The organism is Arthrobacter echini, assembly GCF_008107445.1.
Lineage (GTDB): Bacteria > Actinomycetota > Actinomycetes > Actinomycetales > Micrococcaceae > Arthrobacter_D > Arthrobacter_D echini_A.
The window spans coordinates 479,078-502,229 of record NZ_VSLD01000001.1 but is presented as its reverse complement, the minus strand read 5'-3'; the positions used below and the strand labels follow the sequence as shown (position 1 = coordinate 502,229).

Genomic DNA, 23,152 nt, shown 5'->3' with positions numbered 1-23,152 from the left:
GCCGTTGAGGCCTCACGGTGGTTCTGGCGGGACCCGAAGAGCGTGCCGCGGCTAGCCCGCTATGGGCTTCACCGGGTCTGTGACAGTGCTCGGGCTCAGTTGTCGCGGCTGTAGGTTCCGTCTGGATAAACCTGCCATACTTCGACGGTCCCTGACCCGCCGCCGGCGCTGAGGCTGATCGACTGGACTATCACCTCGAAGCCCGGATCGCCCAAGGGATCAGGGCCGGCGACGTACTGCAGATCGGGGTTGTACCCGTCCTCTGCCCGGATCAGCTCAATGACCTGTTCAGGGGTCCTGACGGTCGGCGTCATTGAGGGGGTCGCCGTGGTGGCCAGTGGATCGTTAGGTCGCACGAGTCCCCCTTCGCCTGACGCTCATCAGTTACCTTTTCAAACTATCTGATGGTGCACTGAGATGCACGATCGCTCTGAACGAAAAGAAGATCACCCGATTCCAACCGCTCGACAGCCATAGAAGCGTCGGGGAGCCGGCACCAGAGATATCGCCTGTGCAGGGCCGGATCAAGCGTCTCGTCGAGACGAAGGACTCAGTGCGCCAGTCTGCGGTCCGGTGCGATACTGCGAGGATGCCTCCCCTGAAGATGCCCCGCCCGGCCGCCCTTGCCGAACGCCTCGACGGCGGGCTCAAGGGTCGATTGCGAGCTGTGGTGACCAACCCCCAAATCCTCCTGGGCATCAAGGCCGCGCTCGCTGCGGCCATCGCGTGGCTCATCGCCATCTCCCTGCCGGGCACGCCATCCGAATACCCCTACTACGCGCCGCTCGGTGCGCTGCTGGCCATGTATCCGACGGTGGCGGGAACCCTGACGCAGGGCCTGCAGACGGTGGCGGGTCTGACCATCGGCATCGTCCTGGCCTATCTCGCCGTTTGGGCCGGTGACCCAAACTGGCTGACGATCGCATTCGTCGTCGGCGCGGGTGTGCTGCTCGGAGGGAAGCTCAAGCGCACTGCAGGAGGGGGAACAGGCATCGCCTCCGCGGGACTGTTCGTCCTCGTGATCGGCAATGAGAATCTGGGGTACTCGCTGGGTTATCTGGTGCAGACGGTCATCGGTGTGGGCGTGGGCCTCGCCGTCAGTGTGCTCATCTTCCCACCGCTGAACTTCAACGACGCCGTCGGCCAGATGAGTACGCTCCGCAGGATGGCGGCCCAGGATCTCAAGGAGCTGGGGCAGGCCCTGGAGGAGGACTGGGCCGAGGACGATCCTCGCTGGGCCAAGCGCAGGGACGATCTGATGCGGTCGGCCCGTAATGCGCGCGACGCCCTGCAGTACGCCGACGAGAGCCGCAAGGGCAACGTCCGCTGGCGGTTCCATCCACGGGATGTCGACCGGGACTTCTACCACGTGGAGGTCCTCGAGGTAGTGGCCTCGCACACGCTGAACATCACCAACATGCTCCAGGACGCGCTCCACGGCACGGTCCGTGAGAGCCCCATGCCGAACGAGGTGCGGCCCGTGCTGCAGGCTGCCTTCACCGCCGTGGGAGAGGTGCTCGATCTCTGGACGGTGGAGGAGTCGGACGGCGGCGTGTTTCAGGCTGCCGAGCAGAGCCTTCGCGCCCTTGAGCGGGCAGCCTACGAGACCGTGTCACTGGACATCCCGTTCGGTGCGGCGGCGGCCATCGGCATGAGCCTGCACCGCATCCTCCAGTCGGTCGTGCCGGATCTGCGGATCGAGTCGCCGGAGGACTGACGGTTCGATGTTTCGTCCGGTCCACCCGCTGGAGCCGGTGGACCGGACTGCGCACGGAGAGCCGGTCAGCGACGGACTACAGGCTGCTGCAGCTCGGTGACCCAATCCTGCTGATCCTCCGACTCGGCCCGGACGTACAGCTCACGGCTCGGACCGTCGTACTCATAGCCGTTGTCGATCAGCCAACGATGCAGTGCCTGCCAGGACTCCGAGATCGATCTCATCGGTCCAAGATGCACCCCGCAGACAGCCGTCGCGGGGGGAAGGTCGATGACCTCGAGGCCCGGCAGCGCGTGGCCGTCGTAGGCGTAGCCCACTGCCACCTCCATGCCGGCTTCCACCTCGGAGTACGTTGCCAGCGCGGTGGCAAGGCTGCCGTGCACCTTTCCGAGCTCCGACTGCACGAGGTCGAACATGGGTCCGACCCGCTGGCCGAGTGTCGCTGGATCCAGGGTGTCGGTCAGAGCAGCCAGCCGCACCGACGGAATTCGCTTCACCACATAGTCTGCGGACACGTCGTTCTCCTTCTCGATCATCCGGAGCCTCGATTCGACGGCCGCCAGCCGGATGCCGGCAGCCGTACCGATACCTGCCTGAGCCGGGCGAAGTCTCCGATCAACATGGCAACGAGTCTCCTGCCTGACACTGCATCGGGGTCAACAGCTCCGAATCTCTCGCTTCTCCGACACGTCAGCCACAGCAGAAAGGGGCGCCCTTCCGGACACCCCTTTTCCACGGGGCGCAGGCTCAGGTCAGGTCGCGGGACTTCGCGAAGCGCTGGATCGCACGCTGGGTGGTGCGGTTGGTCAGCACCTGGATCGTGGTGCTCACGGCACCGGAGACGATGGCGAACACGAGTGCGGAGCGCAGCGTGTTCTCCAGGCCGTCCTTGTTCTTCGGAGTCGATTCGCCGGTGACCTTCTGCCAGATGACATCGACGAGCTTGGTACCGATGTAACCGGCGACAACGCTCAGGCCTGCTCCGAGCAGCTTGAATACAACGTTCATGGTTTCTCCTTCAGATCCGACGGTTCTGCGTCAAGCCTAGTTGCACAACTCGACGCGGGCGCGCCCATGGGGCCTCGGTGTAGGCTCGGTGACGTTCGAACAACTTACGACAGGGGAGCGTAGATCCGCAGCGGTACCGCGGATCAGGCGCTGAGAGTGCGGCAGAGCCGCAGACCCTCGAACCTGCTCCGGTTAGTACCGGCGAAGGGAGTCGAGTTCTCGGAGTGCACGGCCTCCGCACGCGCGGTGTCCCGGCACTCCCCCCTCCTGTATCCCAGGAGGAAGATCACCATGGCATCATCACCAGCAGTGCAATCCACGGCCCGGGGCACGGGCCAGTGGCGCGTCGTCGACATCGTGGTGGCCTCGGTCATCGCGGTAGCGGTCGGCGTCGTCTTCGTCGGATGGAATGTCGGCTACTCGGGCATCAGCGTGATCACGGCGGGATTCCCGCCCCTGGCCGGCCTGTACACCGGGGGCTGGCTCATCGCCGGAGTGCTCGGCGGCCTGATCATCCGGAAACCCGGAGCCGCGATCTACTGCGAGGTCCTCGCTGCAGCCGTGTCCGCCCTCATCGGCTCGCAGTTCGGCGTGAGCGTGCTGCTCTCCGGCGCAATCCAGGGCGCCGGTGCGGAACTCGTCTTCCTGCTGTTCCTCTACCGCAGATGGAATCTGCCGGTCGCACTCCTCGCAGGACTCGGCGCGGGCCTGGCCCTGGCGATCAGCGAGAACATCCTCTACAACGCCCTGTGGACCTTCGAGTTCAAGCTCATGTACGCGGTGCTCGCGGCCGTCTCGGGCATCGTCATCGCCGGGCTGGTGTCCTGGCTTGCCATGCGGGGCCTGGCGAGGACGGGTGTGCTGTCCTCCTTCGCCGCAGGCCGGACGGCCGATCTATGACACCTGGTCTTGTTCCCCCGCAGGGCGCCGTGCACGTCAGCGCCCGGGGGTGGGGCTGGCGCCACGCGGGGCGGAAAGCCTTCGCGGCGCGTCACCTCGAGCTGGAGATCACACCGGGGGAGCGTGTGCTGCTCCTCGGTGCGTCGGGTGCGGGGAAGTCGACGGTGCTGCATGGCCTTGCCGGTGTACTCGGCACGCAGGACGAGGGCGAGCAGGAGGGGGAACTGCTGCTCGACGGCGCCCACCCGGCCTCGGTCCGGGGCAGGGCCGGGCTGGTGCTGCAGGATCCCGAGACGCAGGTGGTCCTCGCCCGTGTGGGCGACGAGGTCGCCTTCGCCGCGGAGAATCTCTCGGTACCGCGGGAGGAGATCTGGCAGCGGGTGGGCCGGGCGCTCGACGACGTCGGCCTGGCCCTGCCGCTCGACCACCCCACCACCGCGCTCTCCGGCGGGCAGAAGCAGCGCCTCGCGCTCGCCTCGGTCCTCGCGATGGAGCCGGGACTGCTCCTGCTCGACGAACCCACCGCGAATCTCGACCCGGACGGCGTGCTCGAGGTGCGCGACGCCGTGGTCCGGGTCCTCGAGCGCACCGGCGCGACCCTCGTGGTCGTCGAGCACCGCGTGGCCGTGTGGGCCGACGTCGTGGACCGCGTGATCGTGCTCGACGCCGGTGGCGGGATCCTGGCCGACGGTCCACCCGGCACGGTGCTCGTGCAGGAGGCCACGCGCGCCAGACTCGCCGACGCCGGCGTGTGGATCCCGGGGTGGCGGCCGCCCGTCGGCGGCACCCTGCCGTCCTCCGGTTCAGGGCCGGCTCTCCTGTCGGCCCGCGAGCTCGCGGTAGCGCGGACCAGGCGCGGGCCCGCCGCTGTCGAGGACCTCGCGATCGAGATACGGGCGGGGGAGGCCCTCGGCATCACGGGGCCGAACGGTGCAGGGAAGTCGACCGCGGCCCTGACTCTCGGTGGCCTGCTCCGCCCGCGCGCCGGGACGCTGGTGGCGCACCCGGGCCTCGCCGGGACGGCCGGCAGCACGCCCCACCGTTGGCGCTCGCCGCAGCTCGTGCAGCGTATCGGGACCGTGTTCCAGGAACCCGAGCACCAATTCCTGACGGCGAGCGTCGAGGAAGAGCTGACGTTCGGGCCGCGTAGGATCAGCGACACCGTCGACACCGCACGCATCGCGGAGCTGGCCGAACGGCTGCGGCTGACCCATCTGCTGCGGGCCAATCCCTTCACGCTCTCGGGCGGGGAGAAGCGGAGACTGTCCGTGGCGACCATGCTCGCCACCGCACCGCGCCTGCTGATCCTCGACGAACCGACCTTCGGGCAGGACGCCCTGACCTGGGCCGAGCTCGTGACGCTGCTGCGGGAACTGGTCGACGACGGCGTCGCCGTGCTGTCCGTGACGCACGACGCCGACTTCAGCGACGCCCTGGGCGGCGCCACTCTGCATATCTCCGGTGGGGCGGGACGGCTGGTGTCCCGATGAGCAGCTCGTACCTGACACCGGTCCTCACGGGCAGGACACTCCTGCGGGCCAACCCTGTCTCCAAGCTGTTCGCCGCCGTCGTGATCACCGTGGCGCTCATGTCGAGCATCGACTGGGTGAGTGCCACCGTGGTGCTCGGTTGCGAGCTCGCCCTCATGCCGCTGCTGGGCATCAGCGTGTGGGGACTCCTCCGGCGCATCTGGCCGCTGCTGATCGCCGCGGTTCTGGGTGCCTACGGGACGGCCCTGCTCGCCGAGAAGACCGGGGACGTACTGCTCGCCGTCGGGCCCGTCGTCTTCACCGAGGGGTCCGTGGCCGCGGGCATCGCCGTCGGCCTCCGGGCCCTGGCGCTCGCGCTGCCGGGCATCTTCATCCTCCTGACCACGGACCCGACGGATCTGGCCGACGCGCTCGCGCAGAAGCTGCACCTCCCGCACCGCTTCGTGCTCGGTGGGCTCGCCTCCCTGCGGCTCGTGGGACTGCTCGTGGAGCAGTGGGAGACGCTCGGGCTGGCCCGGCATGCGCGGGGGATCGGCTCCGACGGATCCGTCGTGGCGCGGACGCGGAATCTGCTGGGGCAGTCCTTCGGGCTGATCGTGCAGGCCATCCGCCGCGCCACCCGCCTGGCCACGGCGATGGAGGCGCGCGGCTTCGGCGGAGGAACACGTACCTGGGCTCGGGCTAGCACGTATTCGCCGCTCGACGCCGTGATCGCCGTCGTCGGGCTCGTCGTCGCCGTCGGTGCGGTGACGACGGCGGTCCTCGCCGGGACCTGGAACTTCATCCTGACCTGAGTCGCGTCGCCGGCGGCGGTGTTGGCCGGAGGTATTGATCTGGGGACCACGCCCGACGCCGGAAGGCCCCGCAACCAGGCCCGCGAACGGCTAGAGCACGTCCGAGAGGAACGAGCGCAGGCGCGGCGTCTGCGGATCGTCGAACAGTGCCGCGGGCGGACCGGTCTCCACGACGACGCCGCCGTCCATGAAGGTGACGGTGTCGGAGACGTTGCGGCAGAACCCCATCTCGTGGGTCACCACCACCATGGTCATGCCAGCCGTGGCGAGATCAGCCATGAGGGCCAGGACGCCCTTGACCAGTTCCGGGTCGAGGGCCGAGGTGGCCTCGTCGAAGAACATCACCTCCGGGCCCATCGCCAGGGCCCTGGCGATCGCCACGCGCTGCTGCTGCCCACCGGAGAGATCCCCCGGGCGGGCTTCGGCCTTGTGCTTCAGCCCCACGAGATCGAGCTGGGAGAGCGCCGATTCCCGGGCCTCCCCGGCGGGCATCCCCCGGAGTTTGCGCAGCGCCAGCGAGACGTTCTCCACCACGGTCTTGTGCGGGAAGAGGTTGAACTGCTGGAACACCATGCCGATCCGCCGACGCAGTTCGTCCGGATTGTCCTTGAGCACCGACCGGCCGTCGAGCAGGATGTCACCGCGGTCCGGTTCGATGAGTCGGTTCAGCACCCGCAGGAGCGTCGACTTGCCGGACCCGGACGGGCCGATGACGGACGCCGTCGTGCCACGCTCCACGTGCAGGTCGATGCCGCGCAGCACGCGGTTGGCGCCGAAGGACAGATGCAGGTCCCTGCCGGTCAGGGATCCCGACTCGATGGTGGCGGTCATGTTCTGGCTCCTTGCCCGACCGGCGCGGCCAGGTTGTCCGGTTCGGGCTTCTGCCTGGCCCCCACGCGCAGTCTGGTGTCGATGAAGTTCACCAGGTGCGTCAGCGGGATGGTGAGGCAGAGATAGAAGACGCCCGCGGCGATCAGGGGGGACAGGTTGCCGGTGTTGCTCGCCGCGTCGTTACCCACCCGGAAGAGCTCACGCTCACTGGCGATGAGACCGATGAAGTAGACCAGCGAGGATTCCTTGACGAGGGAGATGAACTGGTTCACCAGCGCCGGCAGCACGCGCCGCACGCCCTGGGGGATCACCACGAGCTGCATGGACGAGCTGTAGCTGAAGCCCAGCGCTCGTGAGGCCTCGAGCTGCCCCTTCTCCACGCTCTGGATACCCGAGCGGAAGATCTCGCCGATGTACGCCGAGGCGATCAGCGACAGGGCGAGGATGCCAAGGGGGTACGGGCTGGTGCTGCCCGTCAGCTCGCGGAGGACCGGGCCCAGTCCCAGGCCGATGAGCAGGATGATCACGACGGCGGGCAGCCCGCGGAAGATGTCCGTGTAGGTGCGCGCAGTCCACCGCAGTGCCCGGTTGCGCGAGATCCCCATGATGGCCAGGATCATGCCGACCACGGTCCCGATGATGCCGGAGGCCAGGGCGAGCATGATGGTGTTCGGCAGCCCGACGGTCAGCAGGTCCGGCAGGACGGCCACCATCGCCTGCCAGTCGAAGAAGGTCTTGCCGAGTTGTTCGAGGGCGTCCATGCAGAGCGGCTACTTGACGTCCACGGCTTTGCTGCCGGGCTTCCAGTCGGTGGGCAGCTCGCGGTCCGGGTACCACTCCTCGGTCAGCTCGGTCCACGTGCCATCGGCGATGACCGCGTCGAGGCCCGCGTTGAGGGCATCGATGAGCGGCTGGTTGTCGCTGTTCACGGCGTATGCAGTGAAGTTCTCGGTGTTGATGATGGTCTCGGCGATCGTGGTGCCGTCGCCCTCCTTTACCTGACCCGTGGCCTGCTGCGACGGCGCCACCCAGGCGTCGATCTGGCCGTTCTTCACATTGGCGAAGACCGTGTTGTAGTCGGGGAAGCGCACGGGCTCCAGGCCCAGGGTGTTGGAGACGTAGTCGTCCTGGACCGTGCCCTGAACCACGCCGACGCGGGTGTCCTCGGACAGGGAGTCGAAGCCCGCCACGGAGGAGTCCTCCTTGGCGACCACAGCCATGTAGCCGAAGTCGTAGCCGTTGGTGAAGCCCACGTTCTCGCGGCGTTCCGCCGTGGTGGAGATGGAGGAGGAGCCGACGTCGAACTGCTGGTTCTGCACCTGCGCCAGGAGTGCCGAGAAGTCGGTGGAGGCGAATTCGACCTCGAGGCCGAGCTTGTCACCGATGGCGCGCAGCAGTTCGTTGTCGTAGCCCGTGAAGACGCCGTCCTCCAGGAAGATGTTGGGGGGCGCGTCCGAGAGGGTGCCGACGCGCAGCGTGCCGTCGGTGATGAGGTCGAGCTCCGCGGTGTCGATCTCGTCGAGAGGGGTGGTCTGCTCGGTGGTGTACTGATCGAGCGACTGCTGGTCGCTGCCGGCAAGGGCGTCGGTGTTCGAGGCTGGTTCGCTGTCGGAGCTTCCGCAGGACACCGTCAGGGCGAGGAGGGGGACGGCGAAAGCCGCGAGGAGGGTGCGGGACAAGGTCATGGAGTCCTTCTTCGAGGATGGCCCGCGTACGGGCATGCTGAGAGGTGGGGGGATTGCCGGATGACGGCAGGCAGAGGGGGACTGCTGGGCTGACACGCTCGCTGTTCTGGGCCGTGTGCGCCGACGGCCAGTGCACCCGTGATCTCGGGGCAGGACCGCACGACACCGTACTTGCCAACCGGGGGACTTGACCCGGCGGCCGAATCTTCACCTGGAGCACCCCACTACGGGAGAGGGTTGCTGTCCAGCCGGCCAGGGCCTATGGCTGGAACTCTTGATTACAGGAAAAACGCTAGGGCAGGACCAGCCCCGCGGTCAAAACAGGACGTTCCGACGGCGGACGCCGGACGTAACAGAAGGACTCGTAGGGTTCCGGGGCTAGACGAAACGATCCACGAGTTCGGTGAGTTCGGCCGTCAGCGTCGCCGAGGTACGCAGCTCCTGACCGTCGAGGGAGATCACGGGTGCGAGGAGCCGAATACTGGAGATCAACCAGACGGCGTCGGCCTCGTGGAGGTGGTGCGGTTCGAGCGGGCCGTAGCCCAGCTCCCACCCCTGCTCCTTCGCTGCTGCGAAGAGCGCGCTCTGCGAGGTGCCGGCGAGGATCCCGCTCTCGAGCTGCGGGGTCATGAGGGTCTTCTGCCCGTCGCGGTCGTGGGCGAGGAGCACGGTCGAGGTGGGGCCCTCGAGAACCTTGCCGTCGGAGGAGGTGAAGATGACGTCGTCGGCCCCGTGCGCCTTGGCGTGACGGACCGCCGCCATGTTGACGGCGTAGGAGAGGGTCTTGGCGCCCATCAGGAGCCAGGGCGCGCGCTGGGCCACGGTGCTGTCGTACCCGCGTTCGAGGAACAGGACGCGCAGGCCCGCCTCGCGTTGCGCCAGGGTGGCGGCGGGAACAGGATTCACCTGCACCCACGCCGTCGCCTGGTCGGCACCTTCGACGCCGCGCGTGGCCAGCAGTTTGACGACGGCGCTGCTCCGGTCCGGTTCCGCAGCCGTGAACTCGCGCAGGCCGGTGCTGATGGCGCGGCGCCAGGCACCGGCGTCGGGCACTGTCAGCTCCAGGGCCGCAGCCGACGCCGCGAGCCGCGAGAGGTGGGCCTCCAGCTTCCGCGGAGCGCCGTCGACGGCGAGGAGTGACTCGAAGAGGCCGTCGCCGCGGGTGGCTCCCAGATCGGTGGCCATGAGTTGCGGCTGGGACGCATCGACGATCCTGCCGTCGTCGTGGGCCGGATCGAGGAACACCAGTACAGTCATGGGCCACAGCGTAGCGGGTGGTTGCGACCGTCGCAGGAACGGCCTTCCCCTCGACGTCGCGGCGCGAACCCGGCGTCACTGCAGCCCACCGAACGGAGAGCCCGAATGCACAGGACCAGTCCACACGAGTATTTCCTCGACGCGAGCGGCGTCGAGCCGGCAGTGTTCGAGCTGCGGCCCGATTACCGCGCACTGCTCCTGGTGGCCGACGGACTGGACATGGCGCCCAGCAACCCGGTCAGTGACGACCTGGTCGACGCCGCTGAAGTGCACGCCCGTGCACTCCTCGGCGCGGGCCCCGTGGAGGACCTGCCGCACATCGCCGCATGGCGCGCGGCCTACAGAGCCTTCGGTGCGAAGCCGCAGCGCACCCGCAACAGTCTGCAGGCACTGACCCGCAGAGCCGCGGATCGGCTTCCACGCGTGAACGCGCTCACCGACATCTACAACGCCGTCTCCGTGCTGCACCAGGTGCCGATCGGCGGGGAGGACCTCGCGCTGTACCGGGGGCCGGCCCGCCTCGTGCGTGCGACCGGCGACGAACCATTCGAGGCCTTCGCGGACGGGGTTCCCACTGTGGAACACCCCTCCGCGGGGGAAGTGGTCTGGCGCGACGACCTCGGGGTGACCTGCCGCCGCTGGAACTGGCGGCAAGGTCCGCGCACCGCACTCTCGGAGCGCACCAGGACGGCCTTCTTCATCTTCGACGCACTCGACCCGATGACCGACGAGGCCCTGGGCGCCGCGGCCACCGCGCTGTCGTCCGCTCTCGACCGCATGAGCCCGGGCATCGACGTGTCGCGGCGACTGGTCTCCGCGGAATGACCGGGACCTCGCGGGAGCCGCTACCGCCCTGGACGCTGGCCGTTGCCGCGATGCTCCTGATCCAGCTCAGTTCATCACTCTCGGTGGGGCTGATCGAGCAGGTGGGAGCGGCCGGCACCGCATGGCTGCGCCTCGCGATGGGTGGGGTGATCTTCCTGCTGATCGCCCGTCCACCCCTACGGCGCATCCGGCGGCAGGACGTACTCCCCATCCTCGGACTGGGGGCGGCCAGCGCGCTGATGTCGGTCGCCTTCCTCTCGGCGATCGAGCACATCCCGCTCGGTACAGCCGTGGCCATCGAGTTCCTGGGACCGCTCACCGTCGCGGCACTCCGCAGCGGTAACGCCCGGATGCTCACCTGGCCCGGGTTGGCCCTGATCGGAGTGGTGCTGCTGACGGAGCCCTGGCGCGGGGAGGTGAATCTTCCCGGTATCGGCTTCGCCCTCCTTGCGGGTGTCGGGTGGGGCACCTACATTCTCCTCACCCAGCGCGTAGGGGACAGGTTCACCGGGATCAGCGCGCTGACGATGACTATTCCCATCGCGGCGGTGGTCGCCGCGTTCGTCGGCGTACCCCAGGTCGTCGCGGATTTCGACTGGCGGGTACTGGTCCTCGCTGCGGGCCTGGCCCTGCTCGCCCCCGTGGTGCCTTTCGGACTGGAGATGCTCGCCCTGCGGCGCATGACCCAGACCGCCTTCGGGACCCTGATGGCACTCGAACCGGCCTTCGGTCTGCTCCTCGGCCTCGTGGTGCTCCACCAGATTCCCTCGCTCGTGCAGGGAGTCGGCATCGTGCTGGTGGTGGTGGCCGGAGCGGCAGCTCAGCGCAGGGGCACCCGCCAGACCGGACTCGGGTCCCTCCCCGGTGCGTTGGAGCGGCCACTGTAGTCCGGCCGCCTACGTCACTTCGGTCTAGGTCGCCTCGGTGTAGCGGGCTCCGAGCGCTTCGGCCAGACCCGCGAGATCCAGGGACTGAGGGTCGTCCCCGCCGACGGCCACCTCGGAGTAGTCGACGACGAACCAGTTCCTGCCCTCCGCGAAGTACACGGAACCGTCCGACTCGGCGGCGGAGGCAAGGGTGTCGTAGGCCTCGTTCCGGGCTTCCTGCGAGTCGAAGTAGAAGATCTCGACGGCGGGCGTGCACTTCTCCGACTCCGTGGGGATCTGGCCGTTGTCGCCCATGACCCTCGTGGGCGACGGTGGATCGTCCTCGCACTCGAGCTGTTCGGTGACGGCCTCCCGGACGGCGTCGAACGAGTCGTACGACGGCAGCTCGTCGACGGCCGGTTCGCGCGCGCTGCAGGCCGGTGCTGCCAGGAGTGCCAGCGAACCGACAGCAAGCGCCATGCGGCAATGGAGCTTCATTGCGTCCCCCATCTCGTGATCCGCTCATCGTGGCACAGCCCGCGCCGCCGGTGAAGAGCGCCGACAGTATTTCTGGGGCGCCCACAGCCTGTCAGGCGGAGGTCAGCCGATACACCGACACATGACTGCGGGAGTCAGCCGTGAAGGCGCTGCGGTCCCAGTCGGCCCACCTGGATTCCAGCTCGAAGCCGGCCAGTCGGGCCATCAGATCGAGTTCGCTGGGCCAGACGTACCGGTGCGGTGTCCGGGCGATGTGCGCGTCCCGACCGTCCGACACCTCCGATCCGAAGCGGACGTGGTGCGAGACGACGTGCTGCTCGAGGACGTCGTAGGTGTCGACGAGGAGGTACCCCGGCTCACTGACCTCGACAGTCCCTGCGTGCCCCGGCGACAGCGAGCGCAGTTGCGGCACCCAGAGTTCGACGACGAAGCACCCGCGGGGCGCGAGGTGACGGGCCGCGTTCTCGAAGCAGCGAACCTGGTCGTCCAGCATCAGCAGATTGGCGATGGTGTTGAACACCAGGAACGCCAGCGAGAAGTCCTTGCCCGCCGTCGCCGTGGTCATGTCGCCGTGGACCACGTGCAACCGAGAGCTTCTTTCCTCGCTATTCGGACACGGCGCGGTGCCGGTGGGACAGTGCGCGACGACGAAACACGTGCGTACCCTCGTACGACGAGCGATCGGAGCATCATGCACACCAACACTTCCCGGTCCGGCCGGAGATTCGACCTTAGCGCGCTGGCGGTGCCCGTCGTCGCGGCACCGATGGCAGGAGGCCCGTCCACTCCAGCGCTCGCCGCCGCCGTGGGTATCGCCGGTGGTCTGGGTTTCCTCGCCGCCGGGTACAAGACCGCCGACGCCGTACGACGCGAGATCGAGACCATACGCGACCTCACGGGGGCGTCCTTCGGCGTGAACGTCTTCGTGCCGCAGCCCTCCATCGCAGATCCGGCGGATCTCGCGACCTACGCCCGGTCCCTGGAGGCCGACGCCGCTGCCCTGGGGACCGCGCTCGGCGCACCGCGCCATGACGACGACGACTGGTCGAACACGATCGATGTGCTCCTCGAGCTCGCCCCTGCCGTCGCATCCTTCACGTTCGACCTCCCTGAGCGGAATGCGCTCGCCGCCCTGCAGCACGCCGGGACCGCCGTCGTGCAGACCGTCACCTCACGCGCCGAGGCGGGTCGGGCCGTCGCGGCGGGCGTCGATGCACTGGTGGTGCAGGGGCCGGAGGCAGGCGGCCACCGCGGCACCTTCGACCCGCTGGCCGAACCCGGCACTGCATCGCTGCTCGAGCTCCTTGACGACCTCCGCGAGCTGGGAATCCCCCTCATCGCAGCGGGAGGGATCGTCTCGGGTGAGGACACACGTGAGGCCCTCGCCCGCGGTGCGGTCGCCGTGCAAGCCGGAACGGCCTTCCTCCGCGCCGACGAAGCAGGGACGAAACCCGCGCACCGGGCAGCCCTGGCAACGGACGACTTCGGGGAGACCGCGCTCACGAGAGCGTTCTCCGGGCGGTACGCGCGCGCACTGCTCAACGAGTTCATCCGCGACCACGATGCCGACGTGCCGCCGGCCTACCCCGAGGTGCACCACCTCACCGCACCGCTGCGGGCAGCAGCGGCCGCGGCGGATGACCCGCACCGGCTCAATCTGTGGGCCGGCGTCAACGCCCACCGGACGATCGCCGGGAGCGCGGCGGCCCTCGTGCGGTCGCTGCTGCCCTCGGGGTAGCGCGCTGCTACTGGAAGTCGGCGAGCCAGAGGTCGGGCCCGAACACCTCGTACTGGATGTCCTTTGCCGGGACGCCGCGGGCAATGAGTGAGCTGCGCACGGACTGCATGAAGACCAGCGGGCCGCACAGGTAGTACTCGGCGCCGTCCGGAAGCCCCACATCGGTGAGGTCCATGAACCCCACCAGCTCGTTCTCCACGGTCTGGGTGGGCTCGGAGGGCTCCACGAACCAGGTGTGCATGGACGCATCGGGCAGCTGGGCGAGATCGGAGCGGACCTGCTCGCGCAGCGCGAAGCTACTGGCGGAGTTGTCGGCGTGCAGCAGCATGGCCTTGCGCTGCGAGCCCGACTTCACCAGGTGCGAGAGCATACCGGCCATGGGGGTGATGCCGATGCCCGCGCTGGCGAAGACGACGGGGCGGTCGGTGTAGCTCATGACCACGTCTCCTGCGGGGACGGAGAGCGTCAGTTCGTCGCCGACGGAGACGGTGTCGTGCAGCAGATTGGAGACCTCGCCGTCGGGTGTGGGCAACCCGTGCACGCGCTTGACGGAGAACCGGCGGTGGTGGCCGTCGTCGGCCCGGGTGAGGCTGTACTGGCGCGGCTGGTGCACACCGTCGGGCATGAGCATCTGGAGGGTGACGTACTGGCCTGGCAGCGACGGCTTGACGTCGCGCTCGTCGGTGCGCTCCACGACGAACGTGACGACGTCGTCCGTCTCCTGGATCCTCTCGCTCACACGGTAGGTGCGCCAGATCGCGTCGGGCTCGAGGCTCAGCGCCCCGTACATGGCGCGTTCCTGATTGATGAGCACATTCGCCATGAGCCAGTAGACCTCGTCCCATGCGGCCGCGACCTCGGGAGTCACCGCGTCGCCGAGAACATTGCCGATCGCCCACATCAGATGGTCGTGGACTATCTGGTACTGGTCGGCGCGGAGCCCCAGCGAGACGTGCTTGTGGGAGATGCGGGCAAGGAGGTGGTCGGGCATCTCGTCGGGCTGATTGACGAGGAAGCCCGCGAAGGCCGCAACCGATCCGGCCAGTGCCTGCTGCTGCCGTCCGTCGGCCTGATTGCCCCGGTTGAACAGGCCGTCCATGAGCTCGGGCCGCTCGTCGAACATGTGCGCATAGAAGCGCTGGGCGATCTCCGTGATGTTCTCACCCACCACGGGCAGGGTGGCCTGGACGACGGGGCGGGATAGATCGGAGAGCATGGGCGGGCTCCTTCGCTGCTGGCGTCCGGCCCGGACGAACTCCTCGGGCGCTGGTGCCGTCAGACCCGGAACCGAAACTGGTATGCCTTCAGTCTAAACAGTTTCTACAGCGTGTAGAAATACGGCCATCAGTGAGGGCGCGACATCCGGTGGAGGAGATTGTCACGCACCATGGGCCACTCGTGCTCGAGGATCGAATAGACGGCGGTGTCACGGAGCGTGCCGTTCTTCGTGCGTGAATGGCTCCGCAGCACACCGTCCTGCTTCGCGCCCAGACGCAGGATGGCCTCGCGCGACTGGTGATTGAGCCAGTGCGTGCGGAACTCCACGGCCGGGCAGCCGAACAGCTCGAACGCATGGCGCAGCAGAAGGTACTTCGATTCCGTGTTGGTGCCCGAGCGCTGGGCCGAGGCCGCGTTCCACGTGGATCCGATCTCCACCCGTGGGGTGTCCTGGTCGATATTCATATATGTGGTCATGCCGATGATCGCCGCGGGCTCGCCCGTCTTCTGATCGATCCGGCGCGTGGTGAACGGGAGCATCGAGCCCCTGTCCTGCAGCGTGAGGCGCCGCTCGATCTCCTTCTCCATGCCGTCGGGCGTGGGAACCGAGGTGTACCAGAGGTTCCAGAGCTCACCGTCCTGGGCCGCCGCCACCAGTCCGTCGTGATGTCCGGCGGCGAGGGGTTCGAGCACCACTCGGGTGCCGCGGAGGGTGGTGGGCAGCAGATTCATGGATCGACACTAGCGGGGAACGAGGCTCCCAGCGCGGTCAGGACGCCGCGCGCCTTGACCCGCACCTCGTCCCATTCCTCTGCCGGATCGGAATCGGCGGTGATCGCCCCGCCCACGCCGAGACTGAGGCGGGTGCCGCCGTCGGCTGCCGTGTCGTCCTGCAGCACGAGGGTGCGGATCACGACGGCGAGATCGGCGGCGCCCGTGAGGCTGAAGTAGCCGGCGGCCCCCGAATAGGGACCTCTCGGGGCTCGCTCCAGGCGGTCGAGGATGGCCATGGTGCTGATCTTGGGGGCACCTGTCATGGACCCTGCCGGGAAGGCCGCGGCGAGCACTCCCGCCCGCGGGCGTCCGGGGCGGAGGCGTGCGTCGATGGTGCTGACCATCTGGTGCACCGTGGCATAGGTCTCCGTGGCGCACAGCCGGGACACGGTGACCGAGCCCGGGACGGCATGGTGGGAGAGGTCGTTGCGGAGCAGGTCCACGATCATGATGTTCTCCGCGCGATCCTTCGCCGAGGTCCGGAGGTCCTCGAGCAGGGCGGCGTCGGTGGCCGGGTCGGCCGAGCGGCCCCGGGTCCCCTTGATCGGCTCGGCGCGCAGGTGCCCATCGGCGTCAAGCTCCAGGAAGCGCTCGGGCGAGGTGCTGGCGACGGCGAATTCGGGGAACCGGAGGAAGTGGGCGAACGGCGCGGGGCTGGCCGCCCGCAGATGCCGATACACGGCCAGAGGGTCGAGCCGTTCCGTCTCGGCGGTCAGCGAGGTGGTCAGGCACACCTCGTAGGTGTTGCCTTCGGTGATCTCCGCCTGGGCGGCGCGGATCTTGTCGAGGTACTCCGCACGCGAGTCGCGCAGGGTGAAGTGTGGCACCGGGAGGGAACCCGGGGTCGACGGCGGCATACCCGCCGAGCTCAGTGCCGCGGCGGCGTCCACAGCGGCCCTGGCACGGCGGAGCCAAACGGTGCGATCCGCGTCGGGTCCGCCGTCGGTGAGCGTCAGCAGGAAGACGGCCCGCTCCGCGTGGTCCACGACGACGGCGCGTCCGGCGAAGAGCAGCGCGGCGTCGGGCAGCTCCGAACCGGAGCCGATGTCGGCGCCGCCGGTCTCGCGCTTGAGCTCGTACCCGAGATACCCGAGCCAGCCCAGGGCGAACTCGCAGGGGTACCCCTCCGGCGTCCGCACCGCATGCCGGCCCCAGACGTCGTCGAGCCAGCGGAAGAACGGCTCGCGGATGCGTGTGGTGACGGCTTCGGCGCTGATCTCCGTGACACCGCTACGGTGTCGTGCCTGCTGGCCGAAGGAGCCGCCGTCGTCGGCCATGATGCTGAATCTGCCGCGGGAATTTGATGCCGGGGTGGTGCCGGCGGCGTCGGAGCTGTCGAGCCAGACGGCAGCGGCACTGGCGCCGTACAGCCCGGAGAACAGTGCTGACGTGTCCGGTACGGCGTCGAAGCGCTCGCACTGCACGGTGAGGCCGCGCCGACCCGCCCGCTCCGGCGCCAGCAGCACCGCGCAGGACGGCAGCGTGGACAGGGCACGGCGGACGGCGGCAGGCGACGGCGTGCTGCTGTGGCCCTGGATGACGACGTCGGCCGCGGCAGCGGGATCATCGCCGGCCAACCAGCGGTCCTCCTGGTCGGCCCACCGCTGCCAGAAGGGGGCATAGGTATTACCGTCGCGCTCGATGGCTGTGCGTCTCCGGACCTGCGCATCGGCCTCGATCCAGATCACGGCGTCGAGCAGTGGGCGTGCCAGGGCCGCCGCGGCACCCACGCCCTCCAGCAGCACGATCTCCGCCGCCGGCGTCGTCCGTTGTTCGCCGTCGGTGCCCCGCTCCCAGTCCCACGCGGTCCAGGCCGCGTGCTGCCCGGTCCGCAGCGGCTCCAGGACGCGCTCCACATAGCGCACCACGCCGTCGTCGAGCCCGTCCCACCCCGGATAGATGTCCTCGAGATGGAACACGGTGACGGTGTGGTGCTCGCGCAGGAGAGCGGCGAGCTCAAGGGTGAGCGTCGTCTTCCCTGCACCCGAGCGGCCGTCCACCGCGATTAGGAGTGGTGTGTCGGCGGGCACGGGCTCAGGCCACGGCGAGGACGGCGCCGACACCCACGAAGAGCGCGCCGAAGGTGCGGTTCAGGATGCGCTGGCCGCTCTCGTGGCGCGTGAAACGTCGGAAGGAGCGCGCCGCACCGGCGTAGAAGAACCACATGACGAGCACGTCGATGACCACCACCGTCACCGCCAGCACGGCGTACTGGCTCAGCAGGGGATGCCCCGGCCTGATGAACTGCGGGATCAGGGCCAGAAAGAACACGATGGCCTTCGGGTTCAGCAGATTCACCCAGACACCGCGGCGGAACATCGACAGGGCGCCCTCGCCCCCGCGCAGCGCCCGGATGTCGTCGTGATCCGGTTTCTGCAGGAATTTCCGTACACCGAGATACACGAGGTACGCGGCGCCCGTGTAGCGGATCAGATTGAAGGCGAGCGGGGAATTGCTCACGAGGATCCCGACGCCCGCCGCGGCGACGCCGATGTGGAACAGCAGCGCCGTCTGCTGGCCGAGGATCCCCCAGATGGAGCGGCGGAAGCCCACGGTCAGGGCATTGCTCATCGTGTTCACGGCGCCGGCACCGGGCATGAGGCTGATGATCGTTCCGGCGCCGAGAAGCGCCAGCCAGAGGGAGGGGTTCACCCGTTCATGGTAAGCGTGACGGCTCGGGCGTCACGACACGTCGGCGTCCGGTACGTCGGCGTCGAGCTCGTGGCGCACGTAGCTCACAATCCCGCCCACCGCGCCGTCCACCATCCGGTAGGTGGCATCGAAGTCGCTGGCATCGCCGTACCAGGGGTCGTAGATGCCGAGGTCCTCGAGATCGGTGTCGGTGGTTGCCGGGTCGAACTCGCGGAGGAGATGGATCCTGTCACGGGCGTCGTCATCGGGCGCGTTCTCCCGGAGCTCGCGGTAGTGATCGAGATCGAGGGCGAGGATCAGCTCACGCTCGCGATACCACTCGGACTCGAAGCGGCGGGCACGGTGTCCGTCGCTGTCGATGCCGACCTCGGCCAGTTTCGCGGCAGCACGCGGGTCGATGGGGTTGCCCGCCTCCCACCCGGTGGTCCCGGCGGAGTCCACGACGACGTCGTTCTCGAGACCCGCCTTCGAGAACGCGTCGGTGAGCATGAGCTCGGCCATGGGGGAGCGGCAGATGTTTCCGGTGCAGACGGTGATGATGCGGTACATCCCGCCAGCCTAGCCGGGCAGCTTGGAGCGACTGTCAGACTGCCGCTCTTTCGCGCTTCGATACCCCAGGGGGTATTCTTCTTCCTAGTAGTCACCAGAACCGATGAAGGAGTATCGAATGTGCCAGGCAGTCACGTGCAGGACCTGTGGGAAGACGACGTGGGCCGGCTGCGGTCAGCATGTGGATCAGGTCTTGCGCCAGGTACCGAAGGGGCAGCGCTGCCAGGGCCACAAAGCCGACCCGCCGGCTCCCGGGTTCTTCCAGCGTCTGCTGGGGCGTCGATGACGTCCTCCCAGGACGTCTCGGCCGAGGGCGAGCCGAGGGGCCTGGTTCTTCATGTCCTCAGCCAGGAGCCCGGAGCCGAGGAGCGCGCGCTGCGGGGCGCCTTCCGCAGCGCGGTGAACGCGCAGGCCGACCTGCCCTCCGGGACGCAGCTCGAGATCGTTGTCCAGGGAGCGGCCGTCGTCGCCCTCGCAGCGGGGTCCTCTCTTGCCGGGGACGTGGCAGGGCTGGAGCAGGCCGGCGTCCGGATCCTTGCATGCAGCAACAGCCTGGCCTCGGCCGGACTGGATGCTGCACGCCTCATGGAGAGCATTGCCGTCGCGTCCTCCGCTGTCGGGCAGGTGACCCGGCGGCAGTGGCTCGGATGGGCGTACGTGCGCTTCTAGGCTCTGAAGCGTCTACCGATCGACCCGGCCCAGTGCGCTGTCAGTGGCGGAGATTCGTGACCGGATGACGGCCGTGACGGCGAGGATGAGTACTGCGGCGACTGCGGCCGCGGTGGCCACGATGATCGACGCGGGCTCGTCCGAGATACGGGCCACCGTGATCCAGGCCAGCCCCCATGATGCTGCGGCGGCTACGGCCCAGCGTCCGCCGACGCGGAACTGGAGGAGCGTCAGGGACCCGGCGAGAAGAAGGACGAGGGCGGCTACGGCCCACTCCGAACCGGTACCCGTCGTCGCCACACCGGATGATGCGAGTGCGGCGGCGATATTGGCCGCCGTCGCCACGCTGACCCACCCCAGGTACAGCCCGAACGTGCCATCCACGATCAGCGCTTCAGCAAATCCCTGCCGTGCCGGTACGCGGGTGAGGCGGACGACCAGGGCGACGAGAACGGCCAGCAGCCCGATGATGACGCCCACGCTGAGCCAGATCAAGCCCTCCTGGGTCACGACGAGCCAGAGGGCGTTCAGGAGCATGGACGCCGCGACGAGCCAGCCGGTGGCCCGGGCCCGGGCGTCGACGGTCCGCGAGGGCAGCCACTGCCAGATGGTGTAAACGAACAGCCCGAGATAGATGACCGACCAGATCGAGAAGGCGGGGCCACCGGGGGCTACCAGGGTGGCGTTGGACGCGAGATCGCCACCGGAGGTGTTGCTCACGTCGGAGCCGATGAGTCCGAAGCCGATCAGGGGGCCGAGAAGACTGATGACCTCACTCACGGACACGACGATCTGACGTACGCGGTCCGCCACCGTCGCGTGAGCGGGAGGGCCGGTGGTCTGTGCAGCGCGAGTGCGTGATGGGGTAGCCATGAGTCAAGTATCTCCATCATGGAGACATTTAGGCAACCCGCGTCGATGCCCGCGCGCTCTGTCCGTCAGGAGGCCGCGGCGTTTCCGGCCGTCTCGTTCTTCGCTGCGACGGTCGCGTCCGTCACTCCCTGCAGCATGTCGCGCAGCAGGGCCAGCTGTTCCTCGGAGTACTCGTCGAAGACGCCGTTGATGTGGCGTGCGAGCGGTGCGAACAGCGCGGCTCCCGTGGCGCGGGCCCGGTCCGTCATCTCGAGGTGGACCTGCCGACGGTCCACGTCGCTCCGCCGCCGGGTCACATGACCCGCGGAGTCGAGACGGTCCACCAGGGCGGTGGTGGCCGGCGAGCTGAGATTCAGTTCCTCGCGCAGCAGGCCGGGCGTGACGGTCAGGCCCGCCTGGGCCGCGCCGATCATGATGCTGAGGGCGTGGAGATCGGTGCGATACAGGCTGTCGCGCTCGCTGGCCACGTCCACGTAGCGATCGGTCTCCGTGGTGAACTGGCGCAGGAGCCCCATGAGCTCGTCCTTCACCGTCATGGTCCCTCGCATTCTTCCGGTCCCAGCTTAGGTGTCTTTCAGTATCTCCATCATAGATATAGTTCTCAGTAGAGATAACTCGAGGGAAGCTGGGAGATTCATGAGAAGCAGATGGTTGAGGGTGCTCCTACCCGTCGTCGTCGTCCTGATCTGGCTGGTCGGCGCAGCAGTCGGTGGCCCCACCTTCGGGCGGCTCGACGAGGTCTCGAGCAACGATCAGGCGTCCTTCCTCCCGGCGAGCGCAGAATCGACGGAGGCCGGGGAACTGCAGCAGCAGTTCAGTGACTCGGACGCACTTCCCGCGGTCATTGTCGCCGAGTCGGAGACGGAGATCGACCCGCGCGATCTCGGTTCCTACGAGGAGCTAGGTGCCACACTCGGTGCCGTGGACGGTCTCGAGGCGCCTGCAGAGAGAGCCCCCGCCCTCGCCGGTCCCATCCCGTCGGAGGACGGCCTCGCCGTGCAGTACATCGCCTTCATCTCTCCCGACGCCGAGCTCGGTGAGGTCGTCACTGACCTCCGCTCGGTGCTGACGGACGAGCTGCCCGACGGCGTCACCGGGTACGTGACCGGCCCGGCAGGCTTCACGAACGATCTCGTCGACGCTTTCGGAGGTATCGACGGGATCCTGCTCGGAGTGGCCCTCGGCGCGGTCTTCGTGATCCTCCTCGCCGTCTACCGGTCCATCGTGCTGCCCTTCCTGGTACTCCTGACCGCGGTGTTCGCGCTCGCCACGTCGATCCTGCTGATCTTCGGTTTCGCCAAGCTGGACTGGATCCAGCTCAGCGGACAGAGCCAGGGCATCCTCTCCATCCTCGTGATCGGCGCGGCCACCGACTACGCCCTGCTGCTCGTGGCCCGGTACCGCGAGGCGCTCGCCGAGAACGAGTCGAGGTGGCAGGCCATGCGGGTGGCCTATCGTGGCGCCGTGGAACCGATCCTGGCTTCCGGCGCCACCGTGATCCTGGGGCTGCTGTGCCTGCTGTTCTCCGATCTGAACTCGAACAAGAGCCTCGGGCCCATCGCCGCCATCGGTATCGCCTTCTCCCTCGCCTCCGCCCTGACCTTCCTCCCGGCGGTCCTGCTCCTGTTCGGCCGCGCCGCCTTCTGGCCGCTGCGCCCGCGCTACGATCCGGCGGCACTCACCGCCGTCGCGCCGCATCACGGCAAGCACCTCGCGCCCACCGAGGGCGGGTCCGAGACCGGGCTCGAGCGGCTCCAGGGACTGTGGAAGCGCGTGGCCTACCTCGTGGGGCGCCGTCCCCGCGCCGTCTGGGCAGCTTCACTGCTGGTCCTCGTGGCCGGCGCCCTGGGACTCACCCAGCTGCAGGCCAGCGGAGTGCCGCAATCGGCGTTGATCCTCGCGCCGTCCAACGCCGTGGACGGGCAGGACGCCCTGGGCCGCCACTTCGACGCCGGCTCCGGCAGCCCCGTGTACGTGGTTGCCCCGGAGGACGATCAGGATGCCGCACTCGACGTCGTCACGTCGGAGGACGGCATCTCCGACGCGGCGCTGACCACCGATCCGGGCGGCGCCGTGATCGTCGAGGACGGCCGCGTGCTCATCAGCGCCACCCTCCAGGACCCTGCGGACTCGGATACAGCCGAGAATGTGGTGCGGGATCTGCGGACAGCGCTCGACGACGCCAGTCCGGACGCGCTGGTGGGCGGCGTGACCGCCGTGGCCATCGACACGAACGACACCGCGCTCGCCGACCTCGTGAAGATCATCCCGATCGTGCTCGCGGTGATCCTCGTGGTGCTGATCATCCTGCTGCGCTCGGTGCTCGCCCCGGTACTGCTCGTGGCCAGCGTTGCGCTCTCGAACGCTACGGCGCTCGGCGTCTCCGCTCTGGTGTTCAACAACATCTTCGGGTTCGAGGGAGCCGATGCCTCCGTGCCGCTGTTCGCCTTCGTGTTCCTCGTGGCGCTCGGGGTGGACTACAACATCTTCCTCATGACCCGGGTGCGTGAGGAGTCGTTGCGGATCGGGACCAGGCCCGGCATCCTGCGCGGACTCGGCGTCACCGGCGGGGTGATCACCTCGGCCGGCGTGGTCCTGGCAGCGACCTTCGCGGCGCTCGGCGTGATCCCGATCCTGTTCCTCGCACAGATCGCGTTCATCGTGGCCTTCGGCGTGCTGCTCGATACGGTGCTGGTGCGCTCGCTGCTGATCCCTGCGCTGGCCTACGACATCGGACCGAAGATCTGGTGGCCCTCGAAGCTCGGCAGGGAACCGTCACCGCGATAGGCCCTGCTCCCATAGGGAGGC

Annotated in this window: 25 protein-coding genes and 2 riboswitches; of the genes, 9 read left to right on the top strand and 16 right to left on the bottom strand. The window is 68.4% G+C overall.

Going from position 1 to position 23,152, the window contains the following annotated elements:
* Window positions 1-95: 95 nt before the first annotated feature.
* The gene (locus FQ377_RS02340; RefSeq protein WP_148599622.1) at window positions 96-314 is read right to left on the bottom strand and encodes a hypothetical protein; all 219 of its coding nucleotides are present in this window, start codon (window positions 312-314) and stop codon (window positions 96-98) included.
* Window positions 315-589: 275 nt separating this feature from the next.
* Between FQ377_RS02340 and FQ377_RS02335 the strand changes: the two genes are divergently transcribed.
* Window positions 590-1,717: an FUSC family protein gene (locus FQ377_RS02335; protein ID WP_148599621.1), complete on the top strand. Its 1,128-nt coding sequence runs from the start codon at window positions 590-592 to the stop codon at window positions 1,715-1,717.
* A 65-nt stretch (window positions 1,718-1,782) separates the two neighbouring features.
* On the opposite strand, the gene FQ377_RS02330 is transcribed toward FQ377_RS02335, so the two are convergent.
* Window positions 1,783-2,232, bottom strand: coding sequence for a GyrI-like domain-containing protein (locus FQ377_RS02330; RefSeq protein ID WP_187393230.1), 450 nt, complete (start codon window positions 2,230-2,232; stop codon window positions 1,783-1,785).
* Window positions 2,233-2,464: 232 nt separating this feature from the next.
* Complete coding sequence (locus tag FQ377_RS02325) at window positions 2,465-2,725, bottom strand: DUF4235 domain-containing protein (protein ID WP_148599619.1); 261 nt, start codon at window positions 2,723-2,725, stop codon at window positions 2,465-2,467.
* Between the two features lie 101 nt (window positions 2,726-2,826).
* A riboswitch (TPP riboswitch) is annotated at window positions 2,827-2,952 on the top strand.
* A gap of 64 nt (window positions 2,953-3,016) precedes the next feature.
* Here FQ377_RS02325 and FQ377_RS02320 point away from each other — a divergent pair.
* From FQ377_RS02320 to FQ377_RS02310, 3 genes are read left to right on the top strand one after another with little or no spacing between them, the layout of a single operon-like run.
* The gene (locus FQ377_RS02320) at window positions 3,017-3,625 is read left to right on the top strand and encodes an ECF transporter S component (RefSeq protein WP_148599618.1); all 609 of its coding nucleotides are present in this window, start codon (window positions 3,017-3,019) and stop codon (window positions 3,623-3,625) included.
* The gene (locus FQ377_RS02315) at window positions 3,622-5,115 is read left to right on the top strand and encodes an ABC transporter ATP-binding protein (RefSeq protein WP_148599617.1); all 1,494 of its coding nucleotides are present in this window, start codon (window positions 3,622-3,624) and stop codon (window positions 5,113-5,115) included. Before FQ377_RS02320 ends, FQ377_RS02315 begins: the two co-directional genes overlap by 4 nt.
* Entirely contained in the window at window positions 5,112-5,909 is a 798-nt protein-coding gene (locus tag FQ377_RS02310; protein WP_148599616.1) for an energy-coupling factor transporter transmembrane component T family protein, read from the top strand. Before FQ377_RS02315 ends, FQ377_RS02310 begins: the two co-directional genes overlap by 4 nt.
* Before the next feature lie 90 nt (window positions 5,910-5,999).
* Here the strand turns inward: FQ377_RS02310 and FQ377_RS02305 are convergent, their stop codons facing one another.
* From FQ377_RS02305 to FQ377_RS02290, 4 genes are all read right to left on the bottom strand, one after another.
* The gene (locus FQ377_RS02305) at window positions 6,000-6,740 is read right to left on the bottom strand and encodes an amino acid ABC transporter ATP-binding protein (RefSeq protein WP_148599615.1); all 741 of its coding nucleotides are present in this window, start codon (window positions 6,738-6,740) and stop codon (window positions 6,000-6,002) included.
* Window positions 6,737-7,501: an amino acid ABC transporter permease gene (locus FQ377_RS02300; RefSeq protein WP_148599614.1), complete on the bottom strand. Its 765-nt coding sequence runs from the start codon at window positions 7,499-7,501 to the stop codon at window positions 6,737-6,739. The genes FQ377_RS02305 and FQ377_RS02300 overlap by 4 nt, the downstream gene beginning before the upstream one ends.
* Before the next feature lie 9 nt (window positions 7,502-7,510).
* The gene (locus tag FQ377_RS02295) at window positions 7,511-8,425 is read right to left on the bottom strand and encodes an ABC transporter substrate-binding protein (RefSeq protein WP_148599613.1); all 915 of its coding nucleotides are present in this window, start codon (window positions 8,423-8,425) and stop codon (window positions 7,511-7,513) included.
* 162 nt (window positions 8,426-8,587) lie between these two features.
* Window positions 8,588-8,705: riboswitch (SAM riboswitch) on the bottom strand.
* A 98-nt stretch (window positions 8,706-8,803) separates the two neighbouring features.
* On the bottom strand, window positions 8,804-9,682 hold the full coding sequence (locus FQ377_RS02290; RefSeq protein WP_148599612.1) for an aminodeoxychorismate lyase: 879 nt from the start codon (window positions 9,680-9,682) through the stop codon (window positions 8,804-8,806).
* Between the two features lie 105 nt (window positions 9,683-9,787).
* Here FQ377_RS02290 and FQ377_RS02285 point away from each other — a divergent pair, with 105 nt between their 5' ends.
* Entirely contained in the window at window positions 9,788-10,507 is a 720-nt protein-coding gene (locus FQ377_RS02285; protein ID WP_148599611.1) for a B3/B4 domain-containing protein, read from the top strand.
* Window positions 10,504-11,394: an EamA family transporter gene (locus FQ377_RS02280; RefSeq protein WP_148599610.1), complete on the top strand. Its 891-nt coding sequence runs from the start codon at window positions 10,504-10,506 to the stop codon at window positions 11,392-11,394. The genes FQ377_RS02285 and FQ377_RS02280 overlap by 4 nt, the downstream gene beginning before the upstream one ends.
* Window positions 11,395-11,418: 24 nt before the next feature.
* Here the strand turns inward: FQ377_RS02280 and FQ377_RS02275 are convergent, their stop codons facing one another.
* A complete protein-coding gene (locus FQ377_RS02275) occupies window positions 11,419-11,853 on the bottom strand; it encodes a hypothetical protein (RefSeq protein WP_148599609.1) in 435 nt (144 codons plus the stop codon).
* A 109-nt stretch (window positions 11,854-11,962) separates the two neighbouring features.
* A complete protein-coding gene (locus tag FQ377_RS02270; protein ID WP_262364219.1) occupies window positions 11,963-12,457 on the bottom strand; it encodes a hypothetical protein in 495 nt (164 codons plus the stop codon).
* Between the two features lie 105 nt (window positions 12,458-12,562).
* Here FQ377_RS02270 and FQ377_RS02265 point away from each other — a divergent pair, with 105 nt between their 5' ends.
* Complete coding sequence (locus FQ377_RS02265) at window positions 12,563-13,609, top strand: nitronate monooxygenase (protein ID WP_148599608.1); 1,047 nt, start codon at window positions 12,563-12,565, stop codon at window positions 13,607-13,609.
* Window positions 13,610-13,616: 7 nt separating this feature from the next.
* On the opposite strand, the gene FQ377_RS02260 is transcribed toward FQ377_RS02265, so the two are convergent.
* The 5 genes from FQ377_RS02260 to FQ377_RS02240 all read right to left on the bottom strand — a co-directional run bounded on the left by FQ377_RS02260 (window position 13,617) and on the right by FQ377_RS02240 (window position 18,802).
* Window positions 13,617-14,825 carry a globin domain-containing protein gene (locus tag FQ377_RS02260; protein WP_148599607.1) on the bottom strand — a complete coding sequence of 403 codons (1,209 nt, stop codon included), beginning with the start codon at window positions 14,823-14,825 and terminating at the stop codon, window positions 13,617-13,619.
* A 128-nt stretch (window positions 14,826-14,953) separates the two neighbouring features.
* Window positions 14,954-15,559, bottom strand: a complete 606-nt coding sequence (locus FQ377_RS02255; protein ID WP_148599606.1) for a GNAT family N-acetyltransferase — start codon at window positions 15,557-15,559, stop codon at window positions 14,954-14,956.
* The gene (gene pabB / locus FQ377_RS02250; RefSeq protein ID WP_148599605.1) at window positions 15,556-17,631 is read right to left on the bottom strand and encodes an aminodeoxychorismate synthase component I; all 2,076 of its coding nucleotides are present in this window, start codon (window positions 17,629-17,631) and stop codon (window positions 15,556-15,558) included. The genes FQ377_RS02255 and pabB overlap by 4 nt, the downstream gene beginning before the upstream one ends.
* A gap of 4 nt (window positions 17,632-17,635) precedes the next feature.
* Complete coding sequence (locus FQ377_RS02245) at window positions 17,636-18,253, bottom strand: LysE family transporter (RefSeq protein WP_148599604.1); 618 nt, start codon at window positions 18,251-18,253, stop codon at window positions 17,636-17,638.
* A 30-nt stretch (window positions 18,254-18,283) separates the two neighbouring features.
* On the bottom strand, window positions 18,284-18,802 hold the full coding sequence (locus FQ377_RS02240) for a low molecular weight protein-tyrosine-phosphatase (protein WP_148599603.1): 519 nt from the start codon (window positions 18,800-18,802) through the stop codon (window positions 18,284-18,286).
* A gap of 282 nt (window positions 18,803-19,084) precedes the next feature.
* On the opposite strand from FQ377_RS02240, the gene FQ377_RS02235 reads away from it, so the two are divergent.
* Window positions 19,085-19,471, top strand: a complete 387-nt coding sequence (locus FQ377_RS02235; RefSeq protein WP_148599602.1) for a DsrE family protein — start codon at window positions 19,085-19,087, stop codon at window positions 19,469-19,471.
* Window positions 19,472-19,483: 12 nt separating this feature from the next.
* On the opposite strand, the gene FQ377_RS02230 is transcribed toward FQ377_RS02235, so the two are convergent.
* Together FQ377_RS02230 and FQ377_RS02225 are read right to left on the bottom strand one after the other, a co-directional pair.
* A complete protein-coding gene (locus FQ377_RS02230) occupies window positions 19,484-20,344 on the bottom strand; it encodes a tryptophan-rich sensory protein (RefSeq protein WP_262364218.1) in 861 nt (286 codons plus the stop codon).
* A gap of 65 nt (window positions 20,345-20,409) precedes the next feature.
* A complete protein-coding gene (locus FQ377_RS02225; protein ID WP_148599601.1) occupies window positions 20,410-20,880 on the bottom strand; it encodes a MarR family winged helix-turn-helix transcriptional regulator in 471 nt (156 codons plus the stop codon).
* Between the two features lie 100 nt (window positions 20,881-20,980).
* On the opposite strand from FQ377_RS02225, the gene FQ377_RS02220 reads away from it, so the two are divergent.
* Window positions 20,981-23,131, top strand: coding sequence for an MMPL family transporter (locus FQ377_RS02220; RefSeq protein WP_148599600.1), 2,151 nt, complete (start codon window positions 20,981-20,983; stop codon window positions 23,129-23,131).
* The last annotated feature ends 21 nt before the right edge of the window (window positions 23,132-23,152 follow it).